Raw genomic sequence first — 14,294 nt, forward strand, 5'->3', positions numbered from 1 at the left:
CCGATGATTTAATACGAGGTTCCGCACACAGTGGGGTAGATGCTGGAGTTGGAACACGGGTTCCGGGTGGTCGACGTCCATACGCGGGTGGAGCCGGACGAACAGCGCCGGCCCCGGCCCGGACTGGGCGACCCCGAACAGCTCGAACGAGAGATGCACCAGGCGGGGGTGGTCCGGAGCGTCGTCCACCCGGACGCCCGCGAGGAGGGGTATCTGAAAGCGAACAACGCCGTCGCTCGCATGACCGTCGAGCGACCACTGATAGCGTTCGCCAGAGTGAACGGTGCCAGAGACGCCGGGAGCGGACCCGGCTCGACCCTACGGAACCTCACCAGCAGTCGGGGAGAAGACCACACCTCCCCGGAGGACGTCGAACAGTACGCCTACGACGACCGCTTTGCCGGGTTCAAACTCCACCCGCCGAAAGACGGGCTTCCCGACGAGGACGTACTCGCGCGACTGGCCGACGTCTCCCTGCCCGTCCTCGTCCACGGGGGCGAAGCCTTCCCACCGAGCGCCGTGGCGAGCGAGTTACTCGAGTACGATTTTCCGGTCATCCTGTCACACTTCGGTGCCCACCCGCTCCGACGAGACCTGATGGACGAAACCATCGACCTGCTTAGTCGATACGACGACCTCTATCTGGACACGAGCGTCGTCCGCTACCGGGACCCGCTCGAACGAGCCATCATGGAACACCCCGACCGAGTCCTGTTCGGAAGCGGCGCGCCGAACGCGCACCCGAACGTCGCGGTGATGGAGATCCTCACACTCGACGTGCCCGAGGACGCGATGAAGAAGGTGTTCTCGAACAACCCGGGTCGCGTCGTCGAGGAACTCGCGCCCTGATCACCGCCGGTCGTAGACCGTGACCGCTCGGTCCGCACGGATGGACCGTCCGTTGGGGTTTCTGGCGTCGCTCCGGTCCCGGTACCGCGCGACCAGTCCGTCTTTGCTCCCCAGTCCGAGCCCTCGAAGTACGTCTCGGCCGGTGCCGAGCCACTTCGACGGGGGCGTCTCGCCGCGAGCGACGTCTTTCAGCGCCTCGGCGGCGTCGATGCCGGCGTGACTGAGCATCCGGCGTGCGACCGTCGGGCGGACCCCGTAGTTCTTCAGCAGGCGGTAGGCCAGCGAGCGGTACTTCCAGTTCCAGTCCGTCTCGCGGATGCCGCCGTCGGCCTCGAACTCACGGCTGACGCACATCTCGGCGTCCCAGCCGACGGTGTAGCCACGCGCGGCCAACCTGTGTGCCACGTCGCGTGACCCGCCGATCTGCAGGTACTCGTCGAACCCGTCGAGCGCGTCGATGGCCGTCCGGCGGAACGCGACGTTACCGGGATTGAAGTACGTCACGTCCCGGCCGGCGATGGTCCGCGTCTCCTTCGACTCGGTCGTCATCCCCGCGACGAGTTGCTCGTGGGTCGGGCCGGTGACCGCCACGCTCGAGTCGACACCCGACCGAACCGCCTCGGCCCACCCCGACTCGACGGAGAGTCCCTGACTCACGATGGCGACAGCGTCGCCCGTCGCCCGGTCCAGTCCCGCGTTCCGCGCGACGTTGACCGAGCGGTCGGCCACCTCGACCAACACGTCGACGTCGTCCCTGTCACGGACCATCCCCGTCGTCCCGTCGGCGGACGGGCCGTTGACCACGATGGTCTCGGCGTCGGGCACCTCCTCGGCGAGTGCGTCCAGACTCCCGGCCAACTCCTCGCGGCCGTTCAGCGTCGGGACCACCACCGATAGCTCCATACGTCTCGATACCGCTCTGGAAGCGCTTAAAAGTCGCGGGCCGGAGCGCCCGTCTCGCGTAAAATACGGTGTCGAACGGCTGTTCGTGGGTAACTGCGTCGTACTCGGCAGATCAGAACCGCGTGCGGCCCTGAGAGTGCAAGCCGTGAGCGTGATTAGACGTGGGTGTTCCAGTAGGACACCGAGGCCAGTTTGTCGCCGAGTGGCGTCCCACCGATGGCAGTGTCGATAGAGCGGAACGAGGCGGCCAGTTCGTTCGGTATCTTGCGGTAGAACCCGTAGGGAAGCACCCAGTCGTGAGACTCCTCGGTGAGTTCCAGTCCCGCGCCGTCCAACAAGCGGTCTATCTCCCACCGAGAGTAGAGCCGCGACCCCATCGGGAGCGCCCAGTTGTACAGCGACCGCGTCGAGAAGCGGTTGAACGTGTCGAAAAACACCTGTTCTTTGGCGACCCGGCGCATCTCGGCCAGAAACGCCGCAGGCGTATCCGCGAGGTGGAAAAAGCGCATCGCCAGCACCGTATCGAAGTAGTCGTCGGGGAACGGGAGGCGGGCGGCGTCGCCGCGCATGAACTCGACGTGGTCGGCGACGTCGGCGGCCCTTGCTTTCTGGCGGCCCTGCTGAAGCATCGGCCCGGAGATGTCGAGGCCGGTGATGTCGGCCCCGCGTTCGGCCAACATCACGGTAAATCGGCCGGTGCCACAGGCGACTTCGAGAACCTTCTTGTCGTCGACGGGACCGATGGCGTCGAGCACCGCCCGTTTCTCTCGGCGGTCGATGAGACGGCCACCACGAGAGAACCGTTTGGCCTCGTACTCTTCGGCCACGGTGTCGGCCTGGTACCACTCCTGCCCTTTCACGCTACAATCGTCGCCGCCGGGGGGATAAAACGATACTGGAATCGGAGTTCAGTGTGGCCGTCACCGCCCGCGAGGTGGCAGTCACGGGCACCGAACTGTGTGCTCAGCCATCACTGCATCGACAGGACGGACCGGAGGACGGCGCGTCTGTATAAGGCCCCATTATACACATTTCACAATCCGTATTGTTTGGTCATACATATAGCCAAGTTTTACCAGTGTAGTTGGACCAGCGTTCAGTATGAGCACGACTACCACCGAAGACGTAACTGCCTCCCCGTTCAGCGAAGACGAGTTCCGCGAGCGCCTGCGCGAACTCCCACCCAGCGCGAAACTCGTCGCGAAAGTACTCGAAGACGACGCACCGCTCTCGCAGGGCCAACTCGCGGAGTCGTCGCTCCTGCCAGACCGGACAGTCCGATACGCCCTGAACCGGCTAGAAGAGTCCGAACTCGTCGGCTCTCGGTACAGTTTCACCGACGCCCGAAAGCAGGTCTACTTCCTCACCGCGTAACCGCCGACCCGCCGGAGTTTTCCTCGCGCGCGGTCACGCACTACCAGATGACGTGGACACGGCTCGACGTTCCAGTAGCGACGCGCGCCCCGACAGGCCAGACGGCCGCGTACCTCGGTGCCGGGCCGGACGCGCTGCTCGTCGACCCCGCCGGCCGGACCGATGCACTGAGCGACGCCGTCAGCGACGCCTCGGTCGGCCACGTCGCGGTCACGCACCACCACCCCGACCACGTGGGCGGGGTCGCCCACTATGCCCGCGAGACGGGGGCGACCGTCTGGGCGCGTCGCGGGCGCAAAGCGGCGTTCGAGGCTGCGACCGGTGTCGCTCCGGACCGAACCTTCGTCGAAGGGACGACGATACCGGCCGGCGACGGCGTCGACGTCGTGGACCTGCCGGGCCACGCGCCGGAACACGTCGGGTTCGCTACCCGATCGGGCGTCGTCAGTGGCGACGTCGCCGTCGCCGAGGGGAGCGTCGTCGTCGGCGCGCCCGAAGGGGACGTTCGGGCGTATCTGACCTCGCTCCGCCGCCTCCACGCCCGGAATCCGGCCCGGTTGTTCCCCGGGCACGGACCCACCATCGCGGACCCGCGACGGGCCTGCGCGCGACTGCTCCGCCACCGTCTGGACCGCGAGCGCCGCGTCCGGGCGGCCGTCGAGGCCGGTGTGACGACTGTAGGCGACGTGCTCGACCGCGCCTACGAGAAGGACCTGACCGGCGTCCGTGACCTCGCTCGGGCCACCGTCGTCGCCCATCTGGAGAAGTTGGCCGTCGAAGGGACGGTACGCTGGGACGGCCAGCGGGCACGGCCGGCCGACTGACGCCTTTTTGAGCGTCGACACCAACGGGGAACCATGGAGTCTCTCGAATCCGAACTCGAACGCGCCCGTGACCTCGACGTCGCGGCGCTCGCCGACGCCATCGAGACTATCGGGTTCGAGTGTACGCGCTGTGGGGCCTGCTGTAAGGCCGGCGAGACGGCCTGTGGCGACGGCGACAGCGACACGGCCGGGGAACCCGGACCACACACGGCGACCGTGTTCCCCGACGAGATACGACAGTTGCAGTCGGCGGGGGACTACGACTTCCGGGATATCGCCCGGCCGATGCCCTACGGCATCGAGGAGTCACCCGACGGGCCGCAAGGCGAGACGTTCGAGTGGGCGCTCCAGACCGACGACTGCGGCGACTGTACGTTCTACGCCGAGGACGACGACGGCGTGGGCGCGTGCACGGTCCACGAGGACCGACCGCTCATCTGCCGGACCTATCCGTTTAGCGTCGCGCTGGGTGGGACGAGCCAGCCGATGGGCGAGGCCGTCGACAGCGTCGCGCTGGAAGGCCAACGGGAAGCCGGTGACACCGACGACGAAGGAGGGATGGTTCGAGCGCACGAGTGTGAGGGGTTGGGGCGTGACATCTCGCGGGCGGACGCGGAGGAACTGGCCGCTGCGCTGAAAGAGCGGGCCATCAGAGAACTCGAAGAAGCCGTCGGCGTCCGCGACAACTACGAACCCACGGACGTGGACGGCGTTGTAGTCCACGACTCGGAAGGGCAGAAACGGCCCGACGGGACGCCGCTCGAGGACGCCTGAGGCCCCACGACACCCGAAAGAGAGAGAGACGACGCAGTCGCTGTGGGTCGGCGGTCGCGGAAGGGAGCCGTGACCTACACGTCCTCGTCGAGAATCTCGCCGACTGCGAAGTTCGATTTGACCTCGGTCACCTCTATCTTTACGCGCTCGCCGATGTCGGCGCCCGGGACGATGATGACGTAGCCGCGTTCGACGCGAGCGATGCCGTCGCCCTGCTTGCCGATGTCCTCGATTTCGACGTAGCGGGTCTCGCCCGGTTCGACCGGCGGCTGTGGCTGGTCCGGCGGCGTCTCCGTCTCGGTACTCTCGGCAGTCTCGTCGCTCTCGGCGTCCGCGGAGATAAGTGCGACTCGATACGTGCCACCGGCGTCGACGGCCCCCGTCTCGACTTCGCGGCGTGGCACTTCGACGACGTACCGGTCGCCGTCGTCGCTGACCTCAGCACTGAACAGACACAGGAGTTCGTCGGAGATTTCCAATGTAATAGACCTCCGTTCGGCATACTGACCGCCCACTATTAAAGAACTGCCGGACAGACGGAGATGCGTGGCTCGGTGCGTGTGTTTCCCCGACGTACCAACCGGGACGGTATCGACACTACAGCCGTCACTGTCGGCCGGACTTTAGCGCAAAAACCGCAAGACGGCGAGGCGTTAACCGACTGTACCAAACCCACTAAGGGTTCACCTACCGAACGAACGAGTGTAGCAATGAGCGCGACTGCACAGGCGGCCGACACCCCGCTCTCGGAGAAACAGCGACGTATCCTGGAGTACCTCCAATCGAACGCCGACGAACAGACGTACTTCAAGTCCCGCCTCATCGGTGACGAACTGGAACTCTCGGCGAAGGAAGTCGGGACGAACATGACGGCGATCGCCAGCGGCGACTACGACATCGACGTCGAGAAGTGGGGGTACTCCTCCTCGACGACGTGGATGGTCGAGGCCTGATTCCCGCCGGTTGCACCACCGTTTCTCGCCTCGCGTTCTCGGACTCGCGAGCGACCGCTACGGGTCGTAGCGGAACAGCGAGTCGGCCTCACTCGCCAGTTCGGCCGCGTCGCCGCCAAAGGAGTCCGCGTACCGAACGAGCAGTGTCAGAATCGTCTCCGGTTCGGTGATGGCGTACCCGTCCTCGCGTGAGAGGAGGCCCGCCGATTCGAGGTCGGCAGCGTAGTTGCTGATGGTCGGACGGGAGACGTCCAGCGCCGACGCCAGTTCGGAGGCGGTCACCGTCGGGTCCCGGAGCATGGTGACGAGCATCCCGCGGGGCGTCGCCCGCCGAAGGTAGCCCAGCGTCGTCTGCTCGAACTCGGTGAACTGGTCCGCCGGGAAGTACCGGCGGTAGTCGCCGTCCTTCTGCGAGGCGACGACGCCGTCGTTTTCGAGGCGGTGGAGGTGGTGTTGGGCCTCGCCCGTCCCCAGTTGCAGGTCGTCGCGAAGTTTCGAGAAGTGAGTGCCGGGGTGGGCGGAGACGTAGCCAGCGATGGCATCCGGCGCGTCGCTATCGCTCCCGTCGTCGGTAAAGCGGACGAAGGGGCTGGCGGCACCGAGGGCGGCGAAACGGCGGAGCGTCGCACGCTTGTCCTCGTCGACGCCGCCGTCCCGTGTCATAGTGGAGCAGAAGTGATTCTGCTACAAAACGTCTTCGGCTACGCTTATTCGTCGTCGCCCGTGGTGTCGTCGGGGCCACCGGCGATGTCCGTCTTCTCGCCGTCGATCTCCGCGTCCATCTGCTCGATCATCTCGTCGGCGCTGTCGAGGCCCGAATCCTCGCCGTGTTTTATCTTCTGGGCTTCCTGCTCCATGGCCTCGACGTCGACTTCGGCCTCCTCGTCTATCTGGCCGAGAATCTCCTCGATGTCGTCGAGTCCCAACATCTCGCGGGTCTCCTCGTCGAAGTCCAGCGCGTCGAGGACGTGGCCGTCCGCCTTGACGTCAGAGCCCGAGAGGTGCTTGCCGTAGCGGCCAACCAGCGACGTGAGTTCCTGCGGAAGCACGAACGTCGTCGACTCGGATTTGCCCATCTCGCCGAGCGTCTCCATCCCCTTGTCGATGACGGCGCGTTCGCCCATCGACTCGGCGGACTTCGCGCGCAGCACCGTCGAGATAGCGTCACCTTGCGCTTCCAGAATCTGGCTCTGTTTCTCACCTTGCGCGCGGATGATGTTGGACTGCTTGTCACCCTCCGCCGTCTCGATGGCGGAGCGGCGTTCACCCTGCGCTTCCAGAATCATAGCACGGCGTTTCCGCTCGGCGGAAGTCTGTTGCTCCATGGCCTGCTGGACGTCCTTCGAGGGGTTGACCTCGCGGACCTCCACGCTCTCGACCCGGACACCCCACTCGTCGGTGGGTTCGTCCAGTTCCTTCCGGATGCGGGCGTTGATCTCTTGGCGTTTGTTCAGCGTGTCGTCCAGTTCCATGTCGCCCAGCACGGCACGGAGCGTGGTCTGGGCGAGGTTCGAGACGGCGCGCTCGTAGTTGTCGACTTCGAGGAACGCCTTCTTCGGGTCCATCACCTTGATGTAGACGACGGCGTCGGCGGTCACCGGCGAGTTGTCACGGGTGATGGCCTCCTGTCGCGGCACGTCGAGCGTCTGGGTCCGCATGTCGAATCGGGTGACGTCCGAGACGAAGGGATAGATGAAGTGAATCCCCTGATCGAGGATGCCACGGTACGTCCCGAGGACGGTGTAAGCACCTTTCTGATACGGGCGGATGATGACGACGCTGGAGTACACCAGCGCGATGGCCAAGAGGAGGAAGATCACCGTGACGAAGCCGATGATCCCACCAATCTGTAGCGGCACTATCGCGGGGAACATAACGGTTGAGACTCCGGGACGCTGAAAGAAAAGCCTTCGGTGCGTCTGTCACATACTGACTGTTCGCACGGTCACGCCCGCTCGGATTCGGTGTCTCGCTCCGCCTCGCTCGCCCGGTCACGTTCCAGCGCTCTGTCGATGTCGTCGTCGGTCGCGTTCACCGCCTCGACGGTGATGACGTTCCCGCCGCCGGGGTCGACGACCATCACCTCGGTGCCGACCTCGATGACGCCGTCGACGCTTCGGGCCTGATAGTAGGGGTTGAAGCCGCCGTCCTCCAGTTTCACCTCGCCGGCACTCTTCGTGACTCGTTCGGTGACGGTGCCAAATTGGCCCTGCAGCGAACTCGAACTCAGGGTTTGGCCGCGGTCGCCGCCGGCGAAGTCCAGTTGCCGGTACCCCCAGAGGGTCGCCGCCGTCGTCGCGAGGACGACGACCGCGAGGATGATGGGCGCGAAGATGCCGAGACTCGCCGGGATGAACAGGCCGACGAGACCGGCAGTCAACAGCGCGATACCGAGGACGAAAAAGTGCGTCCCCGGTGCGAGCGCCTCCGCGACGACCAGTCCGGCCCCGGCGAGAAACAGCAACAGCGAGAGCGACATACTGAACAGTGGGTCGACCTGGGCGGGGGCGAGAGAGAGCGAGACCAGGGGAACTACCATACGCTATCGTAGGGCGGGCGCAGGATTAAGTGTCGGGGTCGCTCCGAGCGAAGAGCGCGTAACAGACGGCCGCACCGACCGCGACGACGGCGGTAATCGTCGCGAGCGTCGTCGGCGCGTAGACGGCCGACCCGACGACCATCTGTCCGAGGACGAGCGTCGAGAGGTACACCCCGAGTGCGACGAACAGGACGTTCTCCAGCGACGGCGATCCGGGCGTTACCTCGGCGTCCGGCGCGAGTGCGCCCGCGACGGAGCCCTCTGTCTCGCCCTCGACGTCGATGACGTCGGCCTCCGTCGCGAACTCGTACTCCTCGACGAAGCCGTCGTCCGATTCGGCGACCCGGTCGTCGTCAGACCCGTCAGCAGCCATGTGCGACGGTCTACGGACGACAGCTACAAAAAGGGACGGAGAGCGCGTTACTGAACGCGCGTGCCGAGCGGCGCGTCCTCGTGGGTGGTCAGCAGGTCGGCCTCCTCGCCCGCGGCGAGTACCATCCCGTTGGACTCGATGCCGAACAGTTCGGCCTTCTCCATGTTGGCGAGCAGGATGACCCGGGTGCCCGGCAACTCCTCGACATCGTGGAGCTTGGCGAGGCCGGCGACGACCTGTCGAACCTCGTGGCCGATGTCGACCTCGAGTTTGAGGAGTTTGTCCGCACCGTCGACCGGTTCGGCGCTGACGATCTCGCCGACGCGCATGTCGACCCCCTCGAAGTCCTCGAAGCCGATGCGCTCTTCGACGAGCGGTTCGAGGTCGGCGGCCGCAGCCTCGTCGTCCTCGCCCGCGTCGTCCGCGTCCTCACTCTCGTCGTCCTCGCTGGCTTCCTCGATGCGGGCCTGCAGTTCGTCGTTCAACTCCTCGATGTGGTCGTCCTCGACCTGTTCGAACAGTTCGTCGGGAGCGTCGAACTCGGCCGGCGGGGCCTCCAGCGCGGTGTCGAGCGAGACGTCCGCGACGGAGCCCTCCTCGCCCAACTGCCCCCAGAGGCGTTCGGCCTTGCCCGGCAGGACCGGTTGCATGACGACGGCGACGGCCTTCGTCAACTGCACGCAGTCGCGGATGACCTGCTGTGCGCGGTCGGGGTCGTCGTCCACGAGGTTCCACGGTTCGTTGCGCTGGATGTACTCGTTGCCGTAGTTCGAGAGGTCGATAGCCACGTCGGCGAGCGTCCGCACGTCGTAGTCGCGCACGGTGGCCGCGAAGTCGTCCAGCGCGTCCTCGATACGGTCGCGCACGTCGTCGCTGACGCTGACGTCGGGCGTGCCGTCGTAGTTGCGCTCGGCGAACAGCAGCGAGCGGTAGATGAAGTTGCCGACGTTGCCGACGAGTTCGCCGTTGACGCGCTCCTGGAAGCGGTCCCACGAGAAGTCCACGTCGGTCTCTAAGCCCGCGCCGGTGGCGATGTAGTACCGGAACAGGTCGGGGTGGAAGCCGGCGTCTAAGTACTCGTCTGCCCACACCGCGCGGTTCCGGGACGTCGAGAGCGCGTTGCCGTCGATGCCGACGAACCCGGTGGCGAGGATGGTTCGTGGCTCGTTGTAGCCCGCGCCCCGCAGCATGGCGGGCCAGAAGACGGCGTGATGCTGGATGATGTCGCGCCCGATGACGTGGATTATCTCCCCGCTGTCCTCGCTCCACTCGTCGTCCCACTGGGTGCCGTGCTGGGCCTCGCCGTCGACCTTCCAGACCAGCTCCCAGTCGTACGCCTCTTTGCCGACGCGCTCGGAGTACTGCTTCGTCGAGGCGACGTACTCGATGGGGGCGTCGACCCAGACGTACAGCACGAGGTCCTCGGGGTCGTCAGCGTCTTTGGCAGGATAATCGATGCCCCAGTCCATGTCCCGCGTGATACAGAGGTCCTGCAGTTCGCCCTCGATCCACTCGCGGGGCTGGTTCTGCGCGTTGTCCGTGCCCTCGACGCGGTCGAGGAAGCCCTGTAAGTACTCCTGGAAGTCCGCCAGACGGAGGAACTTGTGTTCGCGGGCGCGGTACTCGGCGGGGTTGCCGGTGATGGTGCTGACCGGGTCCTCGATTTCGCCGGGTTCGAGGTGGCGCTGACACCCCTCGTCGCACTCGTCGCCGCGGGCCTGTTCGCCGCAGTACGGACAGGTGCCCTCGACGAAGCGGTCGGGGAGCGGTTGGTCCTCCTCGGTGTCCCACGCGACCTGAATCTCCTTCTCGTGGACGTGGCCGTTGGCTATCCACGAGCGGACGAACTTCTGGGTGAGTTCGGTGTTGGTCTCGTCGTCCGTGTGGCCGTAGTTGTCGAACTCGACGTTGAACTGGGGGAACGTCTCGGCGTACGTCTCGTGATACTGCAGGGCGAACTCGCGGGGTTCGACGCCCTCCTCGGCGGCGTTGACGGCGACGGGCGTGCCGTGCATGTCCGACCCGCAGACGAAGGCGGTCTGCTGGCCGAGACGTCGCAGGGCGCGCGAGAGCGCGTCGCCGTCGACGTAGGTCCGCAGGTGACCGACGTGCAGGTCGCCGTTCGCGTACGGCAGCCCACAGGTCACCACCGCTGGCTGGTCCGTCGGGAACTCGTCGTGGCTCATACCTGTCGTGTACCGCCCGCGGGTCAAAAGGGGGTTGGTTTGGCGCGCCGGAACGGCCCGCCGAGTCAGCTAGTCACGCTGACGCCACCGAAACTCGCGAGGCCGGTGACCACGAGGTCCACCGCCTCGTGTTCCTCCGGCGACCGGGTCCGCTCGTCGGCGGCGGCCCCGAGAATCGGCAGGACGTCCATCCGGACGTTCCACTCCCGTGGGACGACGACTTCGACGCCGCCGAAGATGGCCGTGGCGTTGATTGTCGCCGTCTCGCCCTCGGGAATCGCGGCGTCGCGGAGGTCCAGTTCGGCGCCCCCGAAGATGGCCGTGAGGTCCGCGCCCCGGAACGCCTGCGAGGCCGACCGCTGTTCGCTCCCGCCAAAGACGGCGAGGCCAGTCACCGTCCCCGCCGTCGTCTCGCGCGCTCGGGTTCTGAACTGACCGAGCAAGAGAGACACGCCGAAGAGGACGACGACGAGCGGCCAGAACTGCCAAACGTCACCCCACACGAGGTAGCCGAGCGCGACCGCCTGCCACGCTCCGGCGAGGAGGACGACCACGAGAGGGCCCGTAACGTTGCGGAGTCCGCTCGTCACCAGCGCGTACAGGCCGACGAAGACGAACAGGGAGGGGACGAACCGCAGGAGGTTCACCGACGGGTAGAGGCCGGTGGTCTGGCCCAGCAGGACCGCCCCGACGAGGACGACGAGTACCCCGACGAGGGTCTGAGGGGAGGGGGTTCTGTACTCCATGCTAGAGATTCGACCCCGGAGGCGATAAAGGGAGAGTGACGGGTCGTGACACGGAACCGCGACACTCAGAGCAACGCGAGCGTCCCGCCGGCCAGCCCCAGCGTGACGAGCAGGCGGCCGGCGCTGCCGGCGAACGTCGCCGCACCGAAGCGGAGATAATCCTCCTCTAACACGGTGAAGGCGTAGATAGAGAGCGTATCGGGGAAAAACGGCACACACAGTGCCAGCGCGAGGCCGACGTAGCCGTAGCGCTGTGCGAGTTTGATGGTGTTCTTCTCCGACCACGCGATGATGTCGAACCGCGAGCGCTGAATCCACCGGACGAGCGGCCCGTACTCCTTGGCCTCCTGTCCGATGTGGAAGGCAAAGAGGCTCCCGACGGCCTTGCCGAACGCGCTGACGACGATGATGGCCGCGAGGTTCCCCGTCGTCGAGAAGCCGAGCCGGAGCGTCTCGGCCGGGACGAGGACCACCTCGCTCGGCAGTGGGAGCACGAAGGCGATGAGGAACGAGTAGACGGCGATTATGCCGAGCCCCGTCGGGCCGGTCGCGGTGCAGACGGCCCCCTCTAGAGGAGAAAGGGCAGAGCTTGTCGAACACTCGCCGACTAACGCAATCAGCATCGGAAGCGGGACTACCGAATCCACACTCGCCGATTACCCATACGGGGTCCTAAAGCTTGGTATGTGCGCTCCGGAGACATGGGTAGTGAGATTGCGACACCGATAGAAGGCGGTCCCGACGAGTGACACTCTCAGTACCAGTCTAAGTCCGCCACGAACGAGCGAAGCATCGACCGGGTGACGTGGGGCATACAGACGACCCGCATCTCGCCGGCGCCCGTCTTCGAGACGCGCCAGCCGCGCTCACGGAGTTCGTCGGTCATCGGCACCGAGAGGTCGGCGGCGACGAGGGGGAGTTCCACGTCGACGACGTCGTGGCCCCGGGCGCGCAACTGGTCGGCGAGCCAGCGAGCGTTCTCCATCGAGCGCTCGTACTGCTCGCGGTAGCCCACGGGCCACAGCGACTCCATCGCCGCGACGGCCGAGGCGACGCCGGCACCCGATCGCGTCCCCGTCAGCGTCAACTGACTCGTCGATTCGAGGTAAGGCGTCTCGACGGCCAACTCGTCCAGTAGTGCCTCGTCTCGGGCGAGCAACCCGCCGGCGGGCACCGCCGCCTGCCCGACCTTGTGTGGGTCGATTGTCATCGTGTCCACGTCGGCGTGCCCGAAGTGCCAGTCGTGGTCGGTAAACGGGAGGTAGAACCCGCCCCACGCGGCGTCGACGTGACACAGCGCATCGGCGTCGTGGGCCAACTCGGCGATAGTGGGGATGGCGTCGACGTAGCCGTACTCCGTCGACCCGGCGACCCCCACCACGCAGACGGTGTCCTCGTCTATCAGTTCGGCCATCGCCGCCAGATTCACGCGGTAGTCCTCGGCCGGTGCCGTCCGCAACTCCACGTCGAGGACGTCCGCGGCTTTGGTGAACGAAAAGTGCGCGTGGACGGGGGCAACGACGTTCGGGTCGTCGGTGTCGGCGCGGTTGCGGGCGATGCGAACGGCCTGAACGTTGGCCTCCGTCCCGCCGGAGGCGACGTAGCCTGACGGGTCGTCGAGTCCCGTTACCTCGCCGAGGTAGTCGACGGCCTCGGTTTCGAGTCCGGAGACCGTCTCGTAGGTGCCGGGGTCGCCGGGGTTGGTCGCGAGAAAGCGCTCGGCCGCGTCGCGGGCCGCGGGGTGTGGGACGGTACACATCGAAGAGAGGATCCGGTCGAACTCCTGTGGCTCGGCCCGCTGAAGCATTCTATCGGTAGGCATGGGGGCGAGCGATTTAGCCGTTTTGCTCGGCCGTGTCCCGCCTCCCCTGTCGCCCTACAGCCGACGGCGACGGACGAGTCGGGCCGCGACGCCGACGGGAACGGCCACCCACGCCACCAGCGCGCCGGCGACGGTCGGCGTCGAGAGGCCGGCCGCCGCCAGCACGCTCCCGAACCCGCCGGCGACGACGTCGACCTGTGCCAGCGCCAGCACGCGGAAGCAGTCGACGGGGTTGAGCAGGACCGCGGCGGCGACGGCCCGCCCGCCGAGGTCCAGCCCGGCGACGGCACCGAGCGCGACGAGGTCGTGCAACAGCGCCACCCAGAGCCAGACCGCCAGCGCGGCCCCGAGCGCATGGGTCTTCTCGGCGGCGACCGTCGACAGCAACACGGCGACCCCGAGCATCGCCCACGCGGTCAGAACGGCCGCAAGCGCGGTGGCCGCGTAGGTGCCGATGCCGGCGACGCCGACGTACCACAGCGTGAGCAGAGCGCCCGGGAGAAAGCCCAGCAGCATCGCACCGGCTAGCACGCCCGCACGGCCGAGGTAGACGCCCGCGACGACGCGAGCCTTCGACACCGGGAGCGCGAACAGCAGTTCGAGCGACCCCCGCTCGTGGGCGCCGACGACGGCGTCGTACCCCATCGCCAGCGCCGCGAGCGGGACCAGATAGACCCCGAGTTCGGCGATGGTCGCGACCACGGCGCCGAACCGGCCCGGCCCCACAGCAGTCGCCCCGAACTGGACCACCGCCCCGGAGAACAGGGCAAAGAGTAGCGCCACCCCGGCGGCCCAGCGGCTCCTGACGGCCAGTCGGTACTCGCGACTCGCGATGGCGAGGACGGGGCTGTCGGCCAGTCCGGCCCCCGAAACGGACCCGGCAGCGACCCCCGAGGCCGGTGCCGTGGCCACGCCGCCGTCCGCCGACGTGTCCGGGCCGTCCTCGGCGGG

The 14,294-nt window shown here is 66.7% G+C and carries 17 protein-coding genes; 5 read left to right on the top strand and 12 right to left on the bottom strand.

Annotated elements, in window-relative coordinates; genetic code table 11:
* Positions 1-39 precede the first annotated feature (39 nt).
* On the top strand, positions 40-849 hold the full coding sequence (locus NDI85_RS06570; protein ID WP_188993580.1) for an amidohydrolase family protein: 810 nt from the start codon (positions 40-42) through the stop codon (positions 847-849).
* Here the strand turns inward: NDI85_RS06570 and NDI85_RS06575 are convergent, their stop codons facing one another.
* The gene (locus tag NDI85_RS06575; RefSeq protein WP_188993577.1) at positions 850-1,752 is read right to left on the bottom strand and encodes a glycosyltransferase family 2 protein; all 903 of its coding nucleotides are present in this window, start codon (positions 1,750-1,752) and stop codon (positions 850-852) included.
* A gap of 155 nt (positions 1,753-1,907) precedes the next feature.
* Positions 1,908-2,612: a class I SAM-dependent methyltransferase gene (locus NDI85_RS06580; RefSeq protein WP_166968557.1), complete on the bottom strand. Its 705-nt coding sequence runs from the start codon at positions 2,610-2,612 to the stop codon at positions 1,908-1,910.
* 241 nt (positions 2,613-2,853) lie between these two features.
* Between NDI85_RS06580 and NDI85_RS06585 the strand changes: the two genes are divergently transcribed.
* The 3 genes from NDI85_RS06585 to NDI85_RS06595 are packed head-to-tail and all read left to right on the top strand — an operon-like array spanning position 2,854 to position 4,724.
* Positions 2,854-3,126 carry a winged helix-turn-helix domain-containing protein gene (locus NDI85_RS06585; RefSeq protein WP_188993573.1) on the top strand — a complete coding sequence of 91 codons (273 nt, stop codon included), beginning with the start codon at positions 2,854-2,856 and terminating at the stop codon, positions 3,124-3,126.
* Between the two features lie 47 nt (positions 3,127-3,173).
* Complete coding sequence (locus tag NDI85_RS06590; RefSeq protein ID WP_310915306.1) at positions 3,174-3,950, top strand: MBL fold metallo-hydrolase; 777 nt, start codon at positions 3,174-3,176, stop codon at positions 3,948-3,950.
* 33 nt (positions 3,951-3,983) lie between these two features.
* Entirely contained in the window at positions 3,984-4,724 is a 741-nt protein-coding gene (locus NDI85_RS06595) for a YkgJ family cysteine cluster protein (RefSeq protein WP_310915307.1), read from the top strand.
* A 74-nt stretch (positions 4,725-4,798) separates the two neighbouring features.
* Here NDI85_RS06595 and NDI85_RS06600 read toward each other — a convergent pair whose 3' ends face one another.
* Positions 4,799-5,203: a TRAM domain-containing protein gene (locus NDI85_RS06600; protein WP_166968549.1), complete on the bottom strand. Its 405-nt coding sequence runs from the start codon at positions 5,201-5,203 to the stop codon at positions 4,799-4,801.
* A gap of 231 nt (positions 5,204-5,434) precedes the next feature.
* Between NDI85_RS06600 and NDI85_RS06605 the strand changes: the two genes are divergently transcribed.
* A complete protein-coding gene (locus NDI85_RS06605) occupies positions 5,435-5,677 on the top strand; it encodes a hypothetical protein (protein WP_166968547.1) in 243 nt (80 codons plus the stop codon).
* A 57-nt stretch (positions 5,678-5,734) separates the two neighbouring features.
* On the opposite strand, the gene NDI85_RS06610 is transcribed toward NDI85_RS06605, so the two are convergent.
* The 9 genes from NDI85_RS06610 to NDI85_RS06650 all read right to left on the bottom strand — a co-directional run bounded on the left by NDI85_RS06610 (position 5,735) and on the right by NDI85_RS06650 (position 14,255).
* Complete coding sequence (locus NDI85_RS06610) at positions 5,735-6,340, bottom strand: MarR family transcriptional regulator (protein WP_188993566.1); 606 nt, start codon at positions 6,338-6,340, stop codon at positions 5,735-5,737.
* Positions 6,341-6,384: 44 nt separating this feature from the next.
* A complete protein-coding gene (locus tag NDI85_RS06615; RefSeq protein ID WP_188993564.1) occupies positions 6,385-7,551 on the bottom strand; it encodes an SPFH domain-containing protein in 1,167 nt (388 codons plus the stop codon).
* Between the two features lie 71 nt (positions 7,552-7,622).
* A complete protein-coding gene (locus NDI85_RS06620; protein WP_310915308.1) occupies positions 7,623-8,216 on the bottom strand; it encodes an NfeD family protein in 594 nt (197 codons plus the stop codon).
* A 25-nt stretch (positions 8,217-8,241) separates the two neighbouring features.
* Entirely contained in the window at positions 8,242-8,589 is a 348-nt protein-coding gene (locus tag NDI85_RS06625) for a hypothetical protein (protein ID WP_188993560.1), read from the bottom strand.
* A gap of 47 nt (positions 8,590-8,636) precedes the next feature.
* Positions 8,637-10,775, bottom strand: coding sequence for a methionine--tRNA ligase (gene metG, locus NDI85_RS06630; protein ID WP_310915309.1), 2,139 nt, complete (start codon positions 10,773-10,775; stop codon positions 8,637-8,639).
* Between the two features lie 65 nt (positions 10,776-10,840).
* A complete protein-coding gene (locus NDI85_RS06635) occupies positions 10,841-11,521 on the bottom strand; it encodes a LiaF transmembrane domain-containing protein (protein ID WP_188993556.1) in 681 nt (226 codons plus the stop codon).
* Positions 11,522-11,586: 65 nt separating this feature from the next.
* Positions 11,587-12,168, bottom strand: a complete 582-nt coding sequence (locus NDI85_RS06640; RefSeq protein ID WP_188993554.1) for a YqaA family protein — start codon at positions 12,166-12,168, stop codon at positions 11,587-11,589.
* 107 nt (positions 12,169-12,275) lie between these two features.
* Positions 12,276-13,328, bottom strand: coding sequence for a tyrosine decarboxylase MfnA (gene mfnA / locus NDI85_RS06645; RefSeq protein WP_310915310.1), 1,053 nt, complete (start codon positions 13,326-13,328; stop codon positions 12,276-12,278).
* Between the two features lie 69 nt (positions 13,329-13,397).
* On the bottom strand, positions 13,398-14,255 hold the full coding sequence (locus tag NDI85_RS06650) for an ABC transporter permease (protein WP_396275518.1): 858 nt from the start codon (positions 14,253-14,255) through the stop codon (positions 13,398-13,400).
* Positions 14,256-14,294: the final 39 nt, after the last annotated feature.

The sequence above is a fragment of the Haloarcula sp. S1AR25-4 genome (assembly GCF_031624555.1).
Lineage (GTDB): Archaea > Halobacteriota > Halobacteria > Halobacteriales > Haloarculaceae > Haloarcula > Haloarcula pellucida.

Excerpts from the sequence above, each read along its gene's own strand:
- NDI85_RS06570 (WP_188993580.1), top strand. The coding sequence starts at position 40 with ATGCTGGAGTTGGAACACGGGTTCCGGGTGGTCGACGTCCATACGCGG.
- NDI85_RS06575 (WP_188993577.1), bottom strand. The coding sequence starts at position 1,752 with ATGGAGCTATCGGTGGTGGTCCCGACGCTGAACGGCCGCGAGGAGTTG.
- NDI85_RS06585 (WP_188993573.1), top strand. The coding sequence starts at position 2,854 with ATGAGCACGACTACCACCGAAGACGTAACTGCCTCCCCGTTCAGCGAA.
- NDI85_RS06590 (WP_310915306.1), top strand. The coding sequence starts at position 3,174 with ATGACGTGGACACGGCTCGACGTTCCAGTAGCGACGCGCGCCCCGACA.
- NDI85_RS06595 (WP_310915307.1), top strand. The coding sequence starts at position 3,984 with ATGGAGTCTCTCGAATCCGAACTCGAACGCGCCCGTGACCTCGACGTC.
- NDI85_RS06605 (WP_166968547.1), top strand. The coding sequence starts at position 5,435 with ATGAGCGCGACTGCACAGGCGGCCGACACCCCGCTCTCGGAGAAACAG.
- NDI85_RS06610 (WP_188993566.1), bottom strand. The coding sequence starts at position 6,340 with ATGACACGGGACGGCGGCGTCGACGAGGACAAGCGTGCGACGCTCCGC.
- NDI85_RS06615 (WP_188993564.1), bottom strand. The coding sequence starts at position 7,551 with ATGTTCCCCGCGATAGTGCCGCTACAGATTGGTGGGATCATCGGCTTC.
- NDI85_RS06620 (WP_310915308.1), bottom strand. The coding sequence starts at position 8,216 with ATGGTAGTTCCCCTGGTCTCGCTCTCTCTCGCCCCCGCCCAGGTCGAC.
- NDI85_RS06625 (WP_188993560.1), bottom strand. The coding sequence starts at position 8,589 with ATGGCTGCTGACGGGTCTGACGACGACCGGGTCGCCGAATCGGACGAC.
- metG (WP_310915309.1), bottom strand. The coding sequence starts at position 10,775 with ATGAGCCACGACGAGTTCCCGACGGACCAGCCAGCGGTGGTGACCTGT.
- NDI85_RS06635 (WP_188993556.1), bottom strand. The coding sequence starts at position 11,521 with ATGGAGTACAGAACCCCCTCCCCTCAGACCCTCGTCGGGGTACTCGTC.
- mfnA (WP_310915310.1), bottom strand. The coding sequence starts at position 13,328 with ATGCTTCAGCGGGCCGAGCCACAGGAGTTCGACCGGATCCTCTCTTCG.